Source organism: Ruegeria sp. N7 (assembly GCF_056531345.1).
Map to the genome: position 1 here is coordinate 247,678 of NZ_JBQFLR010000003.1, position 18,368 is coordinate 266,045.

Consider the following 18,368-nt stretch of genomic DNA (forward strand, 5'->3'; position numbering starts at 1 on the left):
TCAATCTTTCTGAGCTGCGAATTTCGGAGCGGTGACTTCGATCATTACCGGCCCGTTCTGGGCGGCAGTTTGGCGCAATGCCTGCGCGACAGCCTGCGGTTCAGCTGGAACCGAAGCGAATGGAATACCGTATGACTTGGCCGTCGCTGAAAAATCGGGGGGCGAGGGATCACATCCTATGACTGTCACGCCCGCATCCTGCATTGACGTGGCAATTTCCTGGTATCCGTGATTGTTCCAGATCACGAAGGTGACCGGCAGGTCTTCGTCGACCGCGGCCATAATTTCAGGCAGAGAAAACTGCGCGCCCCCATCGCCCGCGATGCATATTACACGTGCCGTGGGATCGGCGACCGAAGCGCCGATGGCTGCGGGGATTCCATAGCCCAGCGCGCCGTACCCGGTTGCCGCGTTAAACCAGCCTCCGGCCCGGTCGTGATCGTAGAAAAGATTGCCGGCATAGATTGGTTGCGTGGAGTCTCCGACCATCAGGGTGTTCGGGACCGCAGAACGCATTGCGTTGAGGATTTCCACCTGTTTGCGATAGTCTGGACCAATTTCCGCCCAGGCGGCGTCACGTGTTTTGCCTGCACGTTCCGCGCCATCGCTTTGCTTTGGCTTGTGCGGCAAGGCGTCAACCAGCGCTGATACAGCCAAGTTGACGTCACCTTGAATGATGAGCGCTGCCTCATGTCGCGCCAGTTGCCCGCCACATTGATCAACCCGTATCAACCCTGACATTTTGGCAATTTGGCCGGTGGCATACATATCATAGTCGGTTGGGCCCAGCTCGGTTCCCAGTGCAAGGACGCAATCGGCGCTTTCTATCAAGCCGCGTACGGCGTTCAGGCTGGGGCTTGCCGGAACAGTCAGCGGATGCCTGTGCATCAGGCCGCGCGCGTTGACCGTTTGCACCACGGGCGCATCGAGAGCTTCGGCCAGGGCCTGCAATCCAGCCTCGGAACGTTTTGCGCCGCCGCCCGCCAGAATGACAACGTTCTTCGCTTTGGCCAGTTGCTGTGCGGCTTGTGTAATCAAAGCCGGGTCAATCGGAGAGGCTGAGACAAGCGGTTCGACCTGTGTTTCCTGATAATCAGCCGCTGCGATATCCAACGGAACTTCGATATGCACCGGTCCGGATCGACCGTTGGCGAGGGTGTGGAACACGCGGTCCAAGACCGGGTCCAGAGCGTTGGTGGCGGAAACTTGTTCGGACAGCAACGCAACGGTCCTGGCCAGTCCCAACTGGTCTGGCAATTCATGCAGATGCCCTAAACCCCTGCCAAGAGATGCGGTTTTGTTGACACCGGACACCACCAGCATCGGTATTGAATCCGCGCGGGCCTGCGCCATCGGCGTCAATGTATTGGTCAATCCAGGCCCGGTGATCACAAAGGCCACACCCGGTTTGCCTGACACGCGCGCATAGCCGTCGGCCATAAACCCTGCACCCTGTTCGTGTCTGGGTGTAACGTGACGAATGCCCGAGCCTGCAAGCCCGCGGTAAAGCTCGACCGTATGAACGCCCGGAATTCCGAACACGCAGGTCACATCCTTTTGGCGAAGCCTTGCAACCAATGCTTCGCCCACGGTCATTTCACTCATGCAACCTCGCGTGATTTTCTGTTGGCGTGGTCGATGATGCGAGAGACCGCAGTGGCAAAGTTGGCGTCACTGATCGTCAGGGCCACTCGCACCCAGTCTTTCAAGCTGTCCCCAAAGGCGGAACCCGGCATGACAGCCACCCCGGTCTGCAACAGGTCCCAGGCATAGGCTTCGCCGTCCAACCCGGTGGCGGAGACGTTGATCATGGCGAACATTCCCGCCTGAGGCCGGTGAACGGTCAGATCCGTTTCTGCTTCGAGGCGATCAGCCAAAAGCGTGGCGCGCGCCGAAAAACGGGCGGCCATGCCGGAGGCAACCTCGGACCCGTCGCGGATCGCCTTTTCAGTCATATCGGCGATAAAGGGCTGATTGCCGAAAAGCATGGTCTCGGAATAGGGCAGTAGCGCTTCGCAAAACGCGGCTGGCCCGACACACCAGCCACTGCGGAACCCCGGCGCGGCATGTGATTTCGAGATGGATGATACGCCTATGACACGATCCGCCAGTTCCGGGTCTGCCAGCGGCGACACAAATCTGGCCCCGTCAAAGATCAGTTCTTCATAGACCTCGTCCGAGATAATCCACAAATCATGCGCAATCGCGAGCTGTCCGATCTCGGCTAGCTCCTCGGCGGTCAGGATCGCGCCCGTTGGGTTGTGTGGCGTGGTCAGAAGAATGGCGCGGCTGCGCGGTGTTACGCGTACGGCGATATCTTTGGCCTGCATGCGAAACCCGTGTTCCGGGCGCAGCGGTACGGGCACCATTTCCGCCCCAGAAGCACGCACGACCCCTTCGTAGGTTGCATACATCGGATCACCGACCAGAACTTCGTCACCGGCCTCGGCAACGCCGGCCATGGCAGCGAACAATGCGGTCTGCGTTCCGGGAAAGCACAGAAAATTCTCGGGCCCGAAAACGCGTCCGCGGGAAGCCGAGTAACGGGCGGAAAGCGCGTCAAGCAAGCCAGCTTCGCCACGGCCATTGGAGTAGCCCGTTCGCTGGGCCCGTAGTGAGGTTACGGTGGCTTCGACCAGCGCGTCCGGCACCGGCACGTCCGGTTCACCTATCGTCATTTCGACGATGTCCGCTCCGGCCTTAATAAGGTCGCGCGCTTTCAGATGTACGCCCCATTTGGCGCCACCCAAGCCCGCTAACCGTTCTGTCACAGATGTGGTCTTCATGGTTGTTCCACCTCTTTGATCAATGAGATACCGACGATAGCACTGACTGAATCCAATCCGATCTGCGCCAATTGACCTTCGGAAAACGCATCTGGAAGCGCACCGCCTTCCAGCCAAAGACCGTCGATAACCGCGTTACAGGCAATGGCCAGTTGCGCCGCTTGCGACGCGGTGACGGGACGCCCGGTTTCTTGCAATGCGGCGACGATCAGCTTTTCAAGGTGATCCCGGAAATAGTTATAGGTTTGCTGGTGAATGCGTTGCATTTTCGGATCTCGCTGCACCTTGTTCAGGAAGCCGGCCCACAAGGCCACAGCGCTTGGATCAACGATTGGCGGTCGCAGCGACGCATCAACGAAGTTGGTCAACTGAGATACTGCGCTGCCTTTCCCTGACGACGCAGCTGTCTGATCGGTCAGCGTATTCATGTGATGTTCGTACGCGGCCTGAACCAGTTCCTCCTTGGATGAGAAATAGTGCCGGATCAGCCCTTGGGTCACGTTCGCACGGGCCGAGATCTGACGCACAGTGGCCCCCCGAACACCCATCTCGGCGATCAGGTCCAAAGTCGCCAGGATCAGCGCCTCGCGCCGAAACTCGGCAGATTCACGTGTAAATTTACGGCTGTCGTCCTGCACGTCCGGGTCATCCATGGTACGGAATTATTATACACTTGCATAATTGCGAGATTCGAGGCTTACTGCAAGCTGAAATCAGAAGATTCTTGGATATGGACACAGCCAAAGCAGCATCACCCGCACGCGAAACAACCACGTCTGACGAGGCGATAAGGGTTGAGGACCTGCACAAGTCTTTCGGCACGCTGGAGGTTTTGAAAGGTGTCTCGTTGACAGCGAACAAGGGCGATGTCGTTGCCATCATTGGGGGTTCGGGCTCGGGCAAATCCACCATGCTGCGCTGTATCAACTTTCTGGAAACACCAAGCTCGGGAAAGATCACCATCGGCGGTGAGCTGGTTGAAATGCATGCCGACGGCAGCCCCTCGAACCGCCGCCAGATTGAACGTATCCGTACGCGGCTTGCGATGGTTTTCCAGCAGTTCAACCTGTGGACACATCGCACACTTTTGGAAAACGTGATCGAGGTACCGGTACATGTCCTTAAGGTACCAAGGGCCGAAGCTGTCGCGCGGGCGCATGACCTGCTGAAAAGGGTGGGGCTTGGTGACAAGGCCGACACCTATCCGGCCTATCTTTCAGGCGGTCAGCAACAGCGCGCCGCCATCGCACGCGCGCTTGCGGTGGATCCTTCGGTAATGCTTTTCGATGAGCCAACTTCAGCGCTTGACCCAGAGCTTGTCGGCGAGGTTCTGACCGTGATCCGGGATCTTGCAGCGGAAGGGCGCACCATGCTGCTTGTGACCCATGAAATGAAGTTTGCGCGCGAAGTCGCGAACCATGTCGTCTATCTTTTCGAGGGCCGCATTGAAGAGCAGGGTCCACCTGCCGAGGTCTTCGGAAATCCAAAATCAGAACGATTGAAGCAGTTCCTCAGCTCGGTCGCCTGATCCACTACAAAAAACAACAAAATAAACCTAAAGGGAGTAACAAAATGAACGTCAAAAAACTGCTCGCGTCCGGTCTTGCCGCCGCTGTCCTTTCGGCTGGTGTTGCCAGTGCAGAAGAGGTCAAGATCGGCATCGCGGCTGAGCCTTATCCGCCCTTCGCGTCGCTGGACAGTTCAGGCAACTGGGTTGGTTGGGAGATCGACGTCATCAATGCAGTTTGCGCCGCTGCCGAACTTGACTGTGTTATCACGCCGGTGGCCTGGGACGGTATCATCCCTTCGCTGACGGGGCAGCAGATCGACGCCATCATGGCCTCGATGTCGATCACCGAGGAGCGGTTGAAAACCATTGATTTCAGCGATCCTTATTACAACACACCTGCGGTTATCGTTGCCGATAAATCGATGGATATCGAAGCAACCCCGGAATCGCTGGCGGGTAAAGTCATTGGCATTCAGGCTTCGACGATCCACCAAGCCTATGCGCAGGAATACTTCAAGGATTCCGAACTGCGCGTATATCAAACTCAGGATGAGGCCAATCAGGACCTGTTTGCGGGTCGGATCGACGCCACACAAGCTGACAGCATTGCGATGGCCGATTTTGTGAATTCGGATGCCGGTGCTTGCTGCGAAATCAAAGGTGCCGTGAAGGACGATCCCGCCATTTTGGGGCGTGGTGTCGGTGCGGGCGTTCGTAAAGGGCAGGATGACCTGCTTGCGGCGTTGAACAAGGGCATCGCGGCAATTCTTGCCGATGGCACGCATGAGAAGATCACGTCGAACTATTTCTCGACCAGCATCTACTAAGCCGTTGCCGTGACCGGATTTCTGGAATCACTTGGTTTGGCGCAGAGCGCAGAGCTTCTGTCGCTCTCGCCGCCGGGGTGGGGGGCCAATCTGCTACGCGGATTGTCCCACTCCTTGCAGATTGCTTTTGGCGCATATGCACTGGGCCTCGTGATCGGATTGTTCGGAGCGTATGGCAAACTTTACGGCGGGAAGGTCACGCGCGACCTTCTTGCCATTTACACGACCGTGATCCGGGCCGTGCCGGAACTGGTCCTGATCCTGATCCTGTATTACGTGGGATCCGATATTATCAACAAAATATCTGCTGCCATGGGTGGTGGCCGGGTTGAGATCAACGGCGTTGCCGCAGGCATTTGGGTGCTGGGCGTCGTTCAGGGCGCGTATGCGACCGAGATTCTGCGCGGCGCCATTCAGGCGGTTCCGCCCGGTCAGATCGAAGCGGCGAAATCCTACGGAATGCCGGCCTTCATGACCATGCGGCGCGTCACGATCCCCGCCATGATGAGCTTCGCCGTACCTGGTCTGGCCAACCTGTGGCTGATTGCAACCAAAGACACAGCATTGCTGGCTGTAGTCGGTTTTAACGAGCTGACGTTGGAAACGCGCCAGGCGGCCAGCAGCACGCGGGCCTACTTCACCTTTTTCTTGGCGGCGGGCTTCCTTTATCTGATGGTTACGCTGTTTTCGGGTGGGATCTTTGCGCGGATTGAGAAATGGGCCCGTCGCGGCCAACCCGCTCTGAACGGAGGCAGCAGATGATCGACCTCAGATCTCTGATGCAACCTCATCGTATCGTGATGATGCTGATCTTTGCCGGGATCGCGGTTTGGTGCGCGATGACATTGCGGTGGGACTGGATACCCAATTATGCGCCGCTTGCATTGAAGGGTATCTGGACCACGCTTTGGTTGCTGGTTGTCACGATCGTTCTTGGATTTTTACTGGCTGTACCGCTTGGATTAGCGCAGGCCGTTGGGCCATGGTATCTTGCGGCACCCGCCAAGGCGTTCTGTACCATCATTCGCGGCACACCGCTACTTTTGCAGCTTTGGTTGCTGTATTATGGCCTCGGCTCTCTGTTTCCGCAGTTTCCATGGATACGATCGTCTGATCTTTGGCCGTACCTGCGTCAGGCTTGGCCCTATGCGGTGCTGGCGTTGACACTTTCTTATGCGGGTTATGAAGGCGAGGTCATGCGCGGAGCCTTCAAGGGCGTTGCCAAAGGACAGCTGGAGGCGGCCAAGGCATTTGGTATGCCAAGGCTGACGATGTTTCGCCGCATCTGGTTACCGCAGGCAATCCGCAATGTTCTGCCGACTTTGGGCGGTGAAACTATCCTGCAATTAAAGGCAACACCGCTGGTCGCCACAATAACCGTGGTTGATATCTATGCCGTGTCGTCCCGTGTGCGTGCCGATACGTTTATCGTCTACGAACCGCTTATCCTGTTGGCTGTATTCTACATTCTCGTAGCGGGCGTAATTGCTTTGGTGTTCCACTGGCTCGAGGTGAAGGTTCTGGGAACCGGACGCCGCAATGGGCTTGTCGGATAGTTTCGGCCAGTAGTCGAAAGAAACTTGCCCCGCGAATTTCGAGGCGGTTATTCGATGAATTGTTCTTAGCGACCCAGATTGCAGGCTTAAGCGTAAAACAGGTGTTTGAAGCGGGATCAGGGACGTCGGTTCGGTCGCGCCCCGCAAGTTCAACGCTCTAAGGATACAGCATCTAGGGTAGCTGCACGACAAGAGGGCATGAGTGCCAGCGCGGCCATAGGTGAGAGGAACCGCTTGGCGCGATAGCCGAACAGCGAGAAAAATTGAGTGGTGCTAAGACAGCGGTCCCAACATCAATGCAGTTCGGGAATTGCCACTCTGGTTGTCTTACGTTGGTAGAATATTGTGGTTCATCCTGAACAAGTTGGTGGGATCGTACTTTCCTTTGATCTTGGACAGCTTTTCGCCGTTCACTCCATAAGCGCCTTTCATGTGATCGGATTGGTCTTCAGGCATGAAGTTCACATAGGCACTGCCTGTTGAGTACGGTTTCATCTGTTCGTACAGCTGGCGTGCCCAACCGATGCAGGTGTCATCCTTGTCAGGGTCTTCCCATCGCGTGTGGACATTCATGATGAAATGCGCAGATCTTTGTGGGTAGGCGGTAGAAGCGGGCTCAACGCGGGCCATCGCGCCACCGACATGAGCAATGAATACCTCGCAGGCGGGATCAGGAAGGGTGGAAATCGCGTCCAGCAGGTCCGTGATGGCGGCCGGGGGCAGCGTGTTGAAGTCATGACTTTTCCAATAGTTGCGGACGCCCGGCGACAACAGGGGATCAAAAGCCGCTTGCCAGTCCACGAACCTGTGCGGTGAAATGACATCCACAATCGGCTCACCCAGCGCGCGCAAGGCCGACATCGCTTTTTCACCTTCATCCATCGGGCCGCTGTAACACGCTGCGAAAATCAGCACTTCGCGCCCGTGCCACTCTTCCGGCAGGAACGGGAGCGGCGGCGCTTTTCGCATCACGCTCCAGACGGTGAGCTCATCGGGGGACGTGTCCGCAATGGCCACAAATTCGGAAAGCAATTCTGGTGCCTTTTCGATCGGGTGCACGATCAGGCCGGACAGGACATCCGGCCCAAGATCATGCAACTGGAATTCGAATGAGGTAACGACACCGAAGTTTCCGCCACCACCACGAATGGCCCAGAAAAGTTCCGGGTGGCTCGTGGATGATGCGGTGACAATCGCGCCATCCGCTGTGACGACTTCTGCCGACAGAAGGTTGTCGATTGTCATGCCGAATTTCCGGGTCGTCCAGCCGAAACCGCCGCCCAGGGTCAGCCCGGCGATGCCGGTGGTCGAATTGATGCCTGTGGGGACGACAAGACCATGGGCCTGTGTTTCGCGATCAACGTCTCCAAGCAACGCACCGGGTGCAACGCGGACAGTTTTGCGGGCAGGGTCCACGTGAACCGAACGCATCTGGGACAGGTCCAGCATGACGGCCTTGTCCGCGACGGCGTGCCCTGCAATCTGGTGCCCACCTGATCGAACGGTCATCATGAGGCCTGCTTGTCGGACGAAGTTAATTGCCTTCTGGACGTCGCTCGCCCCCATCGCACGGATCACGAAGGCGGGGAAACGCTCGAACATGCTGTTCCAGGTAATCCTGGCTTCTTCGTATTCCGGGGTTCCCGGCAGGTAGACCCCGCCGCGCAGTGAGGCATCAAGCGCGTCCAAATCGCCTTGATCCACAGTTGCGATATGTCCGTCGAGTGCTTTCAGGTCAAACATGCTTAGGCCTCCCTTGTTTCAGGAAAGGTTTCGCGCACGGCTGCCTCGTGAGTTTGTTATTGCCCTGAGAAGGGGATACTTGGTTGTGGGAGAAAGCTGGTCGTCAGGCAAATAGTCCCGGATCGATCCGATCTACCGGCGTGATGACATCGGTAGGAATGTTCAGACGCTCGGCTGCTTTTCGCAGGCTTTCTTCATCCGGGGCTTCGTAAAGGCAGTATGTTTTGCGCTTATCTGCGCTGAGGAAGGAAAAGATCCATTCAATGCCGACTTCGTCGTTGATTTCTTTGATGTGAATTTTGTCGTTGTCGCTGATATTCAGCTGCTCGGCAAAATTCCGTTCAATGATGTATCGTGGCATTATGCCCCCCAAGCATTTTCCGGGCCTTAACTGGCTACCCCTTCGAGCTTTGACTTAAGGGAAACCATACTCAATTTCTGTGATATTGCCAACGCTTCCCCTTCCAGTTGAAACGCCAGTTCCAAATCGCTGGGGCGGCCCTGTTGTCTGAGTGCGGATGCATACGCTGCCTTGCAATGCGCAATCCATGGCGGGCAATTCATCCTCGTGTCAATCTCGATGGCTTTCCGGAACATCTTCCCGGCAATTTCCCAGTCTTTCAGCACCGTTGCCAGGTTCCCCAAGCGTCGGGCTGCGGCACCTGTGCAGACTGTGGTTGCCCCTGCGGTGATCGTCAGGTCCTCGTAGGGTTGCAGCATACCGTAAAGCGTCTGGGCATGATCCGGATGCCCGACTGCCACACAGATGTCGGCAAGATAGGACAGTGTTGTTGAATACATGGCATCTGGCGGCAGGTCGAAGCCGTTTTCCGCCATTTCATTCAGTGTTTTTTCGGCGGGTTCCGTGTACCCCAGTTCGGCTGCGATAAGGCCAAAACCCGGCTTCCACGATATGTCTTCGGGGCTGTCGGTCATCAGTTTCTTGATCACAGGCGCGACCTCGTGCAGGCGGTTCTGCTCGCGGCGGATGGTGAACATCTGAACGCCGAAAACGCCCTCGACATGTTCGCCGTGCGTTTTTCGGCCGATCTTGACCGCTTCGGTGGCGTGCTTTTCAGCCTGAACAAAGTCGCCGTCCATGATTGCAACCATGGCGCGTGCGTGTTTCTGAACCCAATAGAGTTGCAGATGATTGTCCTTTTCGGAAATCGCAGTCAGCAATTCGAGTGAGTTGTCCATCAGGTCGCGGTCGGCCATTTCAGCACCGACAAACAGGCTGAGCGTCCGGTCGCGGCCCTGATCAATGGTGCCAAGCTTTTCTGCGACCCGATGCATGGCATCCAGGTTTTCACGCCAATGGCGCGCCTCTCGCCCGTTGCGCGCGATGAATGGCGCCCCAAAATGCATCATCATTACCGAAAACTGGGATTTATGATCCCCAAGTTTCGCCGCCAGTTCCATGGATTGCTGACCAAAGCGCGTACCCTCGGAAAACTGGCCGACAAACATATACGCCCTTGCAAGTTGGCTCATCAACCGGCACCGCCTGACTTCGTCACCGTCAGACAGGTCTTTCAGCGCCTTGTCACAAAGGTCAATGGCCTCGTGATGTCGCGTGCTTGTCATCATGCACGAGTCAGCAAAATGATTGGCTGCATCGGCTGACAACTGCACATCGTGGAGTTTCCGTGCAGCGTTAGATGCAGTTTTCAGAACCGCCATCGCCTCGGACAACTGACCCTGGCTGTCATGGCTGCGGCCAACCAGGATCATGCCCCTGACCATTTCCGGGCTGGTTTCCGAGTTCAGCCGCTTAGCCGCTTTGAGCGTCTCCTGGGCATTGGTCATCGCTTCCTGGCTGGCTGACCGGGCCAATGCCATTTCAGCCGCAGCTTCCCATTTGTCGAATGCGGCGCGCCAATCTTCTGCTTCTGACAGATGGCGGGCCACCAGTTCGGGGCGGCGTTCGATTTCAGCTGATCGCATTGCGATCAGTGCACGGGCAACGTTTGAATGTTGCTGCCTGCGGGTAGAGCTCAGCATGGATTGATATGCCGTATCGCGGATAAGGGCATGGCGGAACACAAAATGCCCGCGGTTGTTTCCGCTTTCAAAGATCAGTCCCGTTCGCGACAGTTCTTCGAGACGAAGATTGATATCCGCGCGTTCCAGCCCCATCGCGGCCCTCAACAAATCTGGTTCAAATTCCCGCCCAATGACTGACCCCGTCAACGCGACCTGTTTGGCCTCGGGCGAAACTGCATCAAGCCGCGCCATCAAGGCACCCTTCAGCGAGGATGGTATGCGGACTTGTGCCTGCTCATCAGCATTCACGATCGCCTGGGTCAATTCTTCGACAAACAGGGGCACACCGTCCGTTTTTTCGATGATTGTCGCGATCAAGGCATCGTCCGGGTCCTTGCCAGTGATATTGCGGACCAGATCCGAGACATCAGCAGAACCGAACCGGCGCAGCAGGAGTGTTTGAACATGCGTGTCCCCGTCATCGCGGGCCAGGTCCCACCCGGGTCTGTGGGTCATCAGGATCATCAGGGGAAGATCGGTGCAAATCGCCTTGAACCGCTCCAGCAGGGCTTGCGTCGAGGGATCGATCCAATGTGCATCTTCAACACACAGAATAACCGGGCGCACGCTTGCCCGGACCTGCACCGCATGGATCAGGGTTTGGATCGTTATGTCGCGTTGCTCCTGCGGCGACATCTCGAGAACTTCACGAGCCGGCGCGCTGCGCGGCGCAACCAGCGCTGCAAAGACAGGCAGAACCTGTTCCCAGTCCAGACCTTCCCGGCCTTCCAGCAGCTTCCTGACGTGTTCCAGAATTTGATTGTCATCAAAATCCGGTTCAACGCCCGCATCCTGTGAAATTCGCTGGGTGACCGGATGAAAGGGGCTGCTGGTCAGATAGGGCGAGCAGTTCAGCCTTATCACATCGGCCTGTCCGGTTGCTGTAATGTCCGCAAGAAACCCCTCAGTCAGGCGCGATTTTCCAATCCCCGCCTCACCCGACAGCAGAACGACCTCACCATGACCGTTTTGGGCACGTTGCCACGATTGCAACAGGATCCCCTTTTCGTAGTCCCGGCCAATCATGGTGCTGCCAGCGTCATCCTTGTATGACGCGCGAAACCGGCTTTCCGCGCTGCGTTCCGATACGACCTTCAACAAGGTCCGAGGGTCTTTGAACCCCTTCAACTGAGTTGATCCAAGGGTCTCGAACTCGAATATCCGGTGCAAGGCGGCTTCGGTTTCTTCTGCAGACAAAACCACCGAGTTTGGCAGGGCGTGTTCCTGTATCCGCGCCGCCAGATTGACCGCCGGCCCGGTCATGGCACCTTCTTCGTACGAGTTTTCGCCGATCGTGTCACCGACCACGACATCGCCGCTGGCAATACCCAGTCTGGCTGACAAACGCTCACCGTCAGGGGCGTTGAGCTCTTCAACCCGACGGACGCACTCAAGCCCCGCCTTTATCGCGCGAATGGCGTGATCTTCGTAGGCTGTTGGCCAGCCGAAAAACACAAGAAGACCGTCGCCAAGATATTTCGCGACATAGCCACCATACCTGCTCACTGCCCCCGCGACGGTATCCTGATAGTTCTGTAGCAGATCCCGCATGTCTTCGGGATCAAATCGGTTGGTCAACTCCGTCGAGCCGACCAGATCAGCGAACAAGACTGTCAGATGACGCCGCTCAGCCGCAGGTGCGATGGGCTTCTTCGCTGGTGCAGCTTCGCCATGCACATCATCAACGGAGGATGGCTGAGTTTTCTCGCTGGTTGGCTCCCCTGCGGCTGGCGCTGATGAAGACAGGCGCCCAGAGCCAACCAAATCCTGAACCGCCGCAAGGATGATCTTTCGGTGACCAAGGCTTACCCCAAGCTCTTTCAGGTCGTCGCCTGTCAGCAATGGCAAAACCCGCGCATCAATGTCGTTTTCCGCAAAGGCACTTGCGTACTGACCCAATCCGAGGTCGTTCAGCCACGTGTCCATTTCAACCGACATATCCGGATCATGCTGAGATACGCGTCACTAATCAAGAAAACGCTATTTATTCAGCCGGGCGATCAATGCGCAGCGGACGCAGTTTCACGCGCAGCACAGCAAAATGTGCCAGTCACGTAAGACCTTGATACATTGTGGGGAAAGGATGGTGGGTGATGAGAGACTCGAACTCCCGACATCTTCGGTGTAAACGAAGCGCTCTACCAACTGAGCTAATCACCCGTGACGCTGCATGTAGCCAAGCCAGCGGGCGGGCGCAAGAGGGTCTGTGAGATTTTTATTCCGCGATGGGTTGCGGATAGGAAATGCCGCCCTCAACAACGCCAGCCTCGGTGAGCATGGGCTTATGAGGCAGGTCTGCGTGGGTTTCAGGCGTGTGGTCTGGAAAAGATCAAAGGCGCTTGCAAGAGCCCTATGGCCTCCGATATGCCCGAAGAGACTGCAACTTTCCGGTCGGGAGCACACATGATCCTACCCTTCGCCTGCCGTATCTGGATGGTGGCACTGGTCCTTGGCGCATTTGTGCTGGCTCCGGTTCGGGCCGGGGCAGAAGGGGTTTTGGTTTTCGCCGCGGCCAGTCTCAAGACCGCTTTGGACGAAATCGCAACGGAATACACAGAGCGGACGGGGCAGGATGTCACCGTGTCTTACGCGGCGTCTTCGGTACTGGCGCGGCAGATTCAGCAGGGTGCGCCTGCGGACGTGTTCATCTCGGCCAATGCCGACTGGATGGATTTTCTGGAACAGCAGGGCTTGTTGTGGCCAGAGACACGGTCGGATTTGCTGGGCAACAGTCTGGTTCTGATCGGCGCTGCGGGGCGTCCTGATCTGGGTGACATTCGGACGGTTCATGACCTCAGGGCCGAGCTGGGCGAAGGCTTTCTGGCCATGGCGCTGGTCGATGCGGTGCCCGCCGGTATCTACGGCAAGGCGTCTTTGCAGGGGTTGAACCAGTGGGAGGCGGTGCAGGAGCGTGTGGCGCAAACCGATAATGTGCGCGCTGCGCTGGCCCTTGTGGCAACCGGTGCCGCGCCTCTGGGGATCGTCTATCGATCGGATGCGCAGGCGGAACAGCGGGTCAGTGTTGTGGCCAGTTTTCCGACCGACCTGCACCCTCCGATCATCTATCCGGCGGCGATGACAGGTAATGCCACAGGTGCGGCGCGGGCTTTTCTGGATCATCTGCACAGCGATGCTGCTATGGTTATTTTTCAGGAGCAGGGATTTTCCCTGCCGGGCGGGTGATCGCGTTGGAGTGGTTGGGTCCCGCCGAAGTTGAAGCGCTGAAGCTGTCGCTGCGCGTGTCTTTCTGGGCGACGCTGGCGACCTTGCCGTTTGGCATTTTTGTTGCCTACATTCTGGCCCGCTGGCGGTTCCCCGGGCGGCAGGTTTTGAATGGTCTGGTGCATTTGCCTTTGATCCTGCCGCCGGTTGTGACGGGGTATCTGCTGTTGCTGACCTTCGGCATTCAGGGGCCGTTGGGGCGGTTCTTGGCCGAGTTCGGCATTGTGGTTGCCTTTCGCTGGACTGGGGCCGCGCTGGCCGCTGGTATCATGGCGTTTCCGCTGATGGTCCGGGCGATACGTCTGTCGATCGAGGCGGTGGACCCGAAGCTGGAACAGGCTGGGGCGACGCTGGGGGCGTCGCGGCCTATGGTGTTTCTGACCGTGACCTTGCCGATGATCCTGCCCGGTGTCATCGCCGGGGCCATTCTGGCCTTTGCCAAGGCCATGGGTGAGTTTGGGGCCACGATTACATTCGTGTCGAATATTCCGGGGCAGACGCAGACATTGCCATCGGCTGTATACGCCTTTTTGCAGGTGCCGGGGGGCGAGGCTGCTGCAACGCGGCTGGTCCTGATCTCGATCGTCATCGCCATGGGCGCGTTACTGCTGTCGGAATATGTGGGACGGCGCGCTGCCGCGCGGGTGGCCGGATCATGAGCCTGTCCGTTCGCTTGCATCATCAGCTGCCGGGGATCGATCTGGAGGTCAGTTTTGACGCGCCACCCGGTGTGACCGTGCTGTTTGGGCGTTCCGGGTCGGGCAAGACCACGATTGTCAACGCGGTGGCCGGATTGCTGCGGCCGCGCGCGGGCAGGGTGGCCGTGGATGACTGGGTGTTGTTTGACACCGAACGCGGGCATTGGCTGCCACCGCACCGGCGGCGGTTGGGCTATATTTTTCAGGAGGGGCGGTTGTTCCCGCATCTGACCGTGCGCCAGAACCTTGCCTATGGCCGGTGGTTCGCCCCCAAAAGCGCGCGGCGGGAAGACCCGGAAAAGGTCATCGAGATGCTGGGGATCGGCCACCTTCTGAATCGCCGTCCAGCCGGGTTGTCAGGGGGCGAAAAACAGCGCGTGTCGATAGGCAGGGCGTTGCTGGCCAGCCCGCGGCTGATCCTTGCGGATGAACCGCTTGCGGCGCTGGACGAGGCCCGCAAGGCGGAGATCCTGCCCTATTTCGAGCGTCTCAGGGATGAGGTGTCTGTCCCGATCCTGTATGTGACCCACTCAGCCGACGAGGTGGCCCGTCTGGCCACATCGGTTGTCGCTTTGCAGGATGGCAGGGTCGTCCGCCATGGCCCCGCGTCCGAGGTTCTGTCCGACCCGACCGTGGCGCCCGCAGGTGTGCGTGCGGTTGGTGCCGTGTTGGAAGTGCAGGTGCACCAGCACCACGCTGACGGGTTGACCGAGCTGAACGCAAATGGCGCGCGTCTGTTTCTGCCACGTATCGGGCAGGAGGTCGGCGCGCATCTGCGAATTCGCATTCCGGCGCAAGAGGTGATCCTGTCCGTCCAAAAGCCCGAGGGTCTGTCGGCATTGAACGTGCTCAGCGGGACGGTCGACTCGATCCGGTCGGGTGAAGGTCCCGGAGCGATCGTGTCAGTCAGGACACTGGCTGGGACTGTTCTGGCGCGGGTCACGCGCCGGTCAGTTGCGGCGTTGAACTTGCAGCCGGGCAGCACGTGCCATGCCGTGATCAAGACGGTTGCACTGGCCCCGCAGAATGTCGGTGGCCGTATCGGGACTGGCACCTGACCTCAGGCAAGTGCGCGGGCTTCGTGTTCCATCAGGATAAGGCGCGCGGCGCGCCCAAACCCCTGATGGCCGGAGGAGGGACGGTCGGGAAATATGGCGGCCAGTTCCTGGAGCGCGTCGGATGAAAGGGTATGTAGCGCCTCTTCCCCCAGAAACAGGCTTTCTGCCTGTGCCCCATCCGCCGAGAGGATTTCGTGCCGATCCAGCAGGATGTGAAGATACTCGACCGTTTCAACCGAGGTATCGAGCCCTATTCCGGGCCATCTGCACAGGTGCTTGGCGGCAACCAGCGCTTCGGTGGTTCCGAAAAGCAGTTCGACCCGGGGGCCTTTCACCAGAATACGGTGCTGCTGAGACACCAGAAGATCCCGCGAGGGTGTGTTGGATCCCAGACTGCTTGCCGAGATGCGAACGGGCCACATTGCGGGTTCATTGCGTAATCGGTCGGGTGGGATCGTGCTGCTTTCGATCCAGCGAACAGGTTGCAACCCGTGATCGGCTGTCGCCACCTTGTCCCCGACCTTCAGGGTCTCTATGGCGCGGGGGCCGTTTTCGGCCTCGATCAGGGTTCCGGCTACGAAACACACGCCTTCGATCCGGATGACCACCTCTACCGGGTCCGGAGAGCCGGTAAAAGGAAGTGTAATCGGACCGGCTTGCGTTGTTCCCGAGACACTGATGAAGAAGGAATCAAAGACAACTTCACCATTGTCGAGGCTGTCGAAATACGTCGGATCGACCGTATAGGTCCACTCACCGGTATTTGGGTCGATCGTGGCTGTACCGTTGGCAGGGGGTGTCGCAATTGTCCAGGTTTGGGTGAGCGGTGTAAAGTTTCCGTTGTTCAGCGTGGGTTGCCCCATCGCCACATTGGGTGGGGACCCGGTCACGTTGCCGGTCAATTCACCTGTGATCGGAACTGAAACCAACTAGACCTCGCCTTGTTGCAGCATCCGCTCAAATTCCTTCTTTCGGTACAGGCGCATATGAACCTCGCCTGCATCGTCCCGCGTCCATTCGACAATCCGGTTGCGTGTCATGTCGCTGTCCATTCGGTTGGTGCGCACGCGCGGATGCGGGATCTCTTGCTTGAGGATATCAACAATCTGGCTGGTCTGTCCAAACGGCGCGACAAGGTCGATGATCCAGAAGGAGGACCCGCTGGTAAAATCCTTGTCCATCAGCGGATTTTCTTTCACCGCATAGCGATACTCGGCCTCGGGGCTGAGACCGGCAAAAGTGACAAATCCGCGGGGAAAGCCATTCTGCCTGAAGATCTGGTATTGGCCCAGACGAAACGGGGTTTCGAACGCATAAAGAACTTGTGCCAGATTACGTTTCTGGTGCGTTTTCGTCAGACCCGCGAGATAAAACATCGCACCCAGATCCGCATATTTCTCGGGCGGGAAATCGAACCAGTCTTTTGGAAAGCTCTTGGTCAACGGAATTGCCGATAGTTTGATGCGTTATAAATGCTTTCGGGTAGTGTACTCGTTTCCGGCGATATGAATAGTGGAAATTCCCCAAATAACTGTGCCCGCGCAGCTGGTGTGTCCCACTTTACTCACAGGGTGTCGTGGTTATGCTATCGGTATTGGTGCCATTGTTTTGGGATATCTGGATCATGCGTTTTCTCAAGCCATTCATCACTGCCACACTTGTTTTAGCGCCAGCGGTGGCTGGGGCGGTGGGGTTCGGCCTGTCAGTCCGGCCGCAGTTCCGTACCGAGATCACGCCCTTGCCGGACGGGGTTTACGAGGTGAAGGCTGTCGGTTCATCCGCGCCGGTCAATTATTGGTGCGGGATCGGAGATTATGCCATTCGCACACTGGGGGTTCCGAACTCGCAGAGGATCTATATCTGGCGGGCGTATGAGCCCGGCGTGCGAACGGTGCAGTTTTCCATGACCCCGCCGCCGGGGGCCGATACGAAACCCGGCTATTCGATCACGGTCAAGAAAGTCGGAGCAAACATGTCGGCGGTGTCGGCGCAGAACTATTGCTACGACAATTTCATCATGGACACGTTCTGATCGTCAGACCCATTTTGCCATCGGCGGCAGGCTCATCAGAACGGCATCCGGGTCATGCCCGGTTTCCAGACCGAATTTTGTGCCCCGGTCATAGACTAGGTTGTATTCCGCATAAAGGCCGCGATGCACCAGTTGGGTGGTCTTGTCCGCTTCTGAGAAGTTCTGAACGCGGCGCTTTTCAACCAAGGGAAGGAAGGCGGGCAGAAAGGCCCTGCCAATATCCTGTGTCAGGGCAAAATCCGCCTGCCAGTCACCGGTGCAATAGTCGTCCATGAAGATCCCGCCGACGCCGCGCGCGCGTTTGCGGTGAGGGATATAGAAATATTCGTCAGCCCATTCCTTGAGGCGCGGGTAGTGGGCGGGTCCGTGCGGGTCCAGATGCGCCTTTTGCGTGGCATGGAAATGCGCGGTGTCCTCGTCATACTCGATGCAGGGGTTGAGGTCCGAGCCGCCACCGAACCACCAGGCATGGGGTGTCCAGAACATGCGTGTATTCATGTGGACCGCCGGGGCATGGGGGTTCTGCATATGGGCCACAAGGCTGATACCCGACGCCCAGAAGCGCGGGTCTTCGGTCATTCCGGGGATGCCTTTGCGCGCCGCCATCGCTTGTTGCGCACGTTCGCCCAGCGTGCCGTAGACAGTCGAGACATTGACACCGACCTTTTCAAACACACGCCCGCCGCGCATGACCGACATCAGCCCGCCGCCCGCGTCTGACCCATCGTTCGACTGGCGTTTGGTTTCCTTGACCTCGAACCGACCGGGTGCGGCATCGGCAAACGGCCCGTCGGTGTGGCTGTCTTCAAGGGCTTCGAACGCTGCAACGATGTCATCGCGCAATTGGCGAAACCAGGCGGAGGCGGTAGATTTTTCTGTTTCGAACATGG

17 protein-coding genes and 1 tRNA gene are annotated in these 18,368 nt (G+C 57.9%); 8 read left to right on the forward strand and 10 right to left on the reverse strand.

Annotation, left to right across the window (positions count from 1 at the left end; all coding sequences use genetic code 11):
* The 3 genes from ACR0ES_RS07225 to ACR0ES_RS07235 are packed head-to-tail and all read right to left on the reverse strand — an operon-like array spanning position 1 to position 3,439.
* Positions 1-1,605 (reverse strand): 5-guanidino-2-oxopentanoate decarboxylase, encoded by a 1,605-nt coding sequence (locus ACR0ES_RS07225; RefSeq protein ID WP_480773272.1) that lies wholly within the window; start codon positions 1,603-1,605, stop codon positions 1-3.
* Entirely contained in the window at positions 1,602-2,786 is a 1,185-nt protein-coding gene (locus tag ACR0ES_RS07230) for a pyridoxal phosphate-dependent aminotransferase (protein ID WP_480832189.1), read from the reverse strand. The genes ACR0ES_RS07225 and ACR0ES_RS07230 overlap by 4 nt, the downstream gene beginning before the upstream one ends.
* Positions 2,783-3,439: a TetR/AcrR family transcriptional regulator gene (locus ACR0ES_RS07235; protein WP_480773271.1), complete on the reverse strand. Its 657-nt coding sequence runs from the start codon at positions 3,437-3,439 to the stop codon at positions 2,783-2,785. Before ACR0ES_RS07235 ends, ACR0ES_RS07230 begins: the two co-directional genes overlap by 4 nt.
* A gap of 77 nt (positions 3,440-3,516) precedes the next feature.
* Here ACR0ES_RS07235 and ACR0ES_RS07240 point away from each other — a divergent pair, with 77 nt between their 5' ends.
* Genes ACR0ES_RS07240 through ACR0ES_RS07255 form a run of 4 tightly spaced genes read left to right on the forward strand, consistent with a single transcriptional unit; the run spans position 3,517 to position 6,679 of the window.
* Positions 3,517-4,314, forward strand: a complete 798-nt coding sequence (locus tag ACR0ES_RS07240; RefSeq protein ID WP_480486771.1) for an ABC transporter ATP-binding protein — start codon at positions 3,517-3,519, stop codon at positions 4,312-4,314.
* Between the two features lie 44 nt (positions 4,315-4,358).
* Positions 4,359-5,123, forward strand: a complete 765-nt coding sequence (locus ACR0ES_RS07245) for a transporter substrate-binding domain-containing protein (protein ID WP_480475308.1) — start codon at positions 4,359-4,361, stop codon at positions 5,121-5,123.
* A 9-nt stretch (positions 5,124-5,132) separates the two neighbouring features.
* Positions 5,133-5,885 (forward strand): ABC transporter permease, encoded by a 753-nt coding sequence (locus ACR0ES_RS07250; protein WP_480475310.1) that lies wholly within the window; start codon positions 5,133-5,135, stop codon positions 5,883-5,885.
* Positions 5,882-6,679: an ABC transporter permease gene (locus tag ACR0ES_RS07255; RefSeq protein WP_480773270.1), complete on the forward strand. Its 798-nt coding sequence runs from the start codon at positions 5,882-5,884 to the stop codon at positions 6,677-6,679. Before ACR0ES_RS07250 ends, ACR0ES_RS07255 begins: the two co-directional genes overlap by 4 nt.
* A gap of 327 nt (positions 6,680-7,006) precedes the next feature.
* Here the strand turns inward: ACR0ES_RS07255 and ACR0ES_RS07260 are convergent, their stop codons facing one another.
* The 4 genes from ACR0ES_RS07260 to ACR0ES_RS07275 all read right to left on the reverse strand — a co-directional run bounded on the left by ACR0ES_RS07260 (position 7,007) and on the right by ACR0ES_RS07275 (position 12,628).
* The gene (locus ACR0ES_RS07260) at positions 7,007-8,422 is read right to left on the reverse strand and encodes an FAD-binding oxidoreductase (RefSeq protein WP_480545969.1); all 1,416 of its coding nucleotides are present in this window, start codon (positions 8,420-8,422) and stop codon (positions 7,007-7,009) included.
* Positions 8,423-8,525: 103 nt separating this feature from the next.
* Complete coding sequence (locus tag ACR0ES_RS07265) at positions 8,526-8,783, reverse strand: DUF4242 domain-containing protein (RefSeq protein WP_480870008.1); 258 nt, start codon at positions 8,781-8,783, stop codon at positions 8,526-8,528.
* A gap of 26 nt (positions 8,784-8,809) precedes the next feature.
* Positions 8,810-12,406 carry an adenylate/guanylate cyclase domain-containing protein gene (locus ACR0ES_RS07270; protein WP_480870010.1) on the reverse strand — a complete coding sequence of 1,199 codons (3,597 nt, stop codon included), beginning with the start codon at positions 12,404-12,406 and terminating at the stop codon, positions 8,810-8,812.
* A 146-nt stretch (positions 12,407-12,552) separates the two neighbouring features.
* Positions 12,553-12,628: transfer RNA gene (locus ACR0ES_RS07275), tRNA-Val, on the reverse strand.
* Between the two features lie 243 nt (positions 12,629-12,871).
* Between ACR0ES_RS07275 and modA the strand changes: the two genes are divergently transcribed.
* Genes modA through modC form a run of 3 tightly spaced genes read left to right on the forward strand, consistent with a single transcriptional unit; the run spans position 12,872 to position 15,446 of the window.
* Positions 12,872-13,651: a molybdate ABC transporter substrate-binding protein gene (gene modA, locus ACR0ES_RS07280; protein WP_480832180.1), complete on the forward strand. Its 780-nt coding sequence runs from the start codon at positions 12,872-12,874 to the stop codon at positions 13,649-13,651.
* A 5-nt stretch (positions 13,652-13,656) separates the two neighbouring features.
* Positions 13,657-14,349, forward strand: a complete 693-nt coding sequence (modB, locus tag ACR0ES_RS07285) for a molybdate ABC transporter permease subunit (protein WP_480870012.1) — start codon at positions 13,657-13,659, stop codon at positions 14,347-14,349.
* Positions 14,346-15,446, forward strand: coding sequence for a molybdenum ABC transporter ATP-binding protein (gene modC, locus ACR0ES_RS07290; protein WP_480870014.1), 1,101 nt, complete (start codon positions 14,346-14,348; stop codon positions 15,444-15,446). The genes modB and modC overlap by 4 nt, the downstream gene beginning before the upstream one ends.
* Positions 15,447-15,448: 2 nt before the next feature.
* Here modC and ACR0ES_RS07295 read toward each other — a convergent pair whose 3' ends face one another.
* Both ACR0ES_RS07295 and ACR0ES_RS07300 read right to left on the reverse strand, forming a co-directional pair.
* Positions 15,449-16,375, reverse strand: a complete 927-nt coding sequence (locus ACR0ES_RS07295) for a Hint domain-containing protein (protein WP_480870016.1) — start codon at positions 16,373-16,375, stop codon at positions 15,449-15,451.
* On the reverse strand, positions 16,376-16,888 hold the full coding sequence (locus ACR0ES_RS07300) for a toxin-activating lysine-acyltransferase (protein ID WP_480870018.1): 513 nt from the start codon (positions 16,886-16,888) through the stop codon (positions 16,376-16,378).
* A 182-nt stretch (positions 16,889-17,070) separates the two neighbouring features.
* Between ACR0ES_RS07300 and ACR0ES_RS07305 the strand changes: the two genes are divergently transcribed.
* A complete protein-coding gene (locus ACR0ES_RS07305; protein ID WP_480870020.1) occupies positions 17,071-17,478 on the forward strand; it encodes a hypothetical protein in 408 nt (135 codons plus the stop codon).
* 3 nt (positions 17,479-17,481) lie between these two features.
* Here the strand turns inward: ACR0ES_RS07305 and hemF are convergent, their stop codons facing one another.
* Positions 17,482-18,366, reverse strand: coding sequence for an oxygen-dependent coproporphyrinogen oxidase (hemF, locus tag ACR0ES_RS07310; protein ID WP_480483339.1), 885 nt, complete (start codon positions 18,364-18,366; stop codon positions 17,482-17,484).
* Positions 18,367-18,368: the final 2 nt, after the last annotated feature.

Coding starts and splice junctions, on each gene's coding strand:
- ACR0ES_RS07225 (WP_480773272.1), bottom strand. CDS start 1,605: ATGAGTGAAATGACCGTGGGCGAAGCATTGGTTGCAAGGCTTCGCCAA.
- ACR0ES_RS07230 (WP_480832189.1), bottom strand. CDS start 2,786: ATGAAGACCACATCTGTGACAGAACGGTTAGCGGGCTTGGGTGGCGCC.
- ACR0ES_RS07235 (WP_480773271.1), bottom strand. CDS start 3,439: ATGGATGACCCGGACGTGCAGGACGACAGCCGTAAATTTACACGTGAA.
- ACR0ES_RS07240 (WP_480486771.1), top strand. CDS start 3,517: ATGGACACAGCCAAAGCAGCATCACCCGCACGCGAAACAACCACGTCT.
- ACR0ES_RS07245 (WP_480475308.1), top strand. CDS start 4,359: ATGAACGTCAAAAAACTGCTCGCGTCCGGTCTTGCCGCCGCTGTCCTT.
- ACR0ES_RS07255 (WP_480773270.1), top strand. CDS start 5,882: ATGATCGACCTCAGATCTCTGATGCAACCTCATCGTATCGTGATGATG.
- ACR0ES_RS07260 (WP_480545969.1), bottom strand. CDS start 8,422: ATGTTTGACCTGAAAGCACTCGACGGACATATCGCAACTGTGGATCAA.
- ACR0ES_RS07265 (WP_480870008.1), bottom strand. CDS start 8,783: ATGCCACGATACATCATTGAACGGAATTTTGCCGAGCAGCTGAATATC.
- ACR0ES_RS07270 (WP_480870010.1), bottom strand. CDS start 12,406: ATGTCGGTTGAAATGGACACGTGGCTGAACGACCTCGGATTGGGTCAG.
- modA (WP_480832180.1), top strand. CDS start 12,872: ATGATCCTACCCTTCGCCTGCCGTATCTGGATGGTGGCACTGGTCCTT.
- modC (WP_480870014.1), top strand. CDS start 14,346: ATGAGCCTGTCCGTTCGCTTGCATCATCAGCTGCCGGGGATCGATCTG.
- ACR0ES_RS07305 (WP_480870020.1), top strand. CDS start 17,071: ATGCGTTTTCTCAAGCCATTCATCACTGCCACACTTGTTTTAGCGCCA.
- hemF (WP_480483339.1), bottom strand. CDS start 18,366: ATGTTCGAAACAGAAAAATCTACCGCCTCCGCCTGGTTTCGCCAATTG.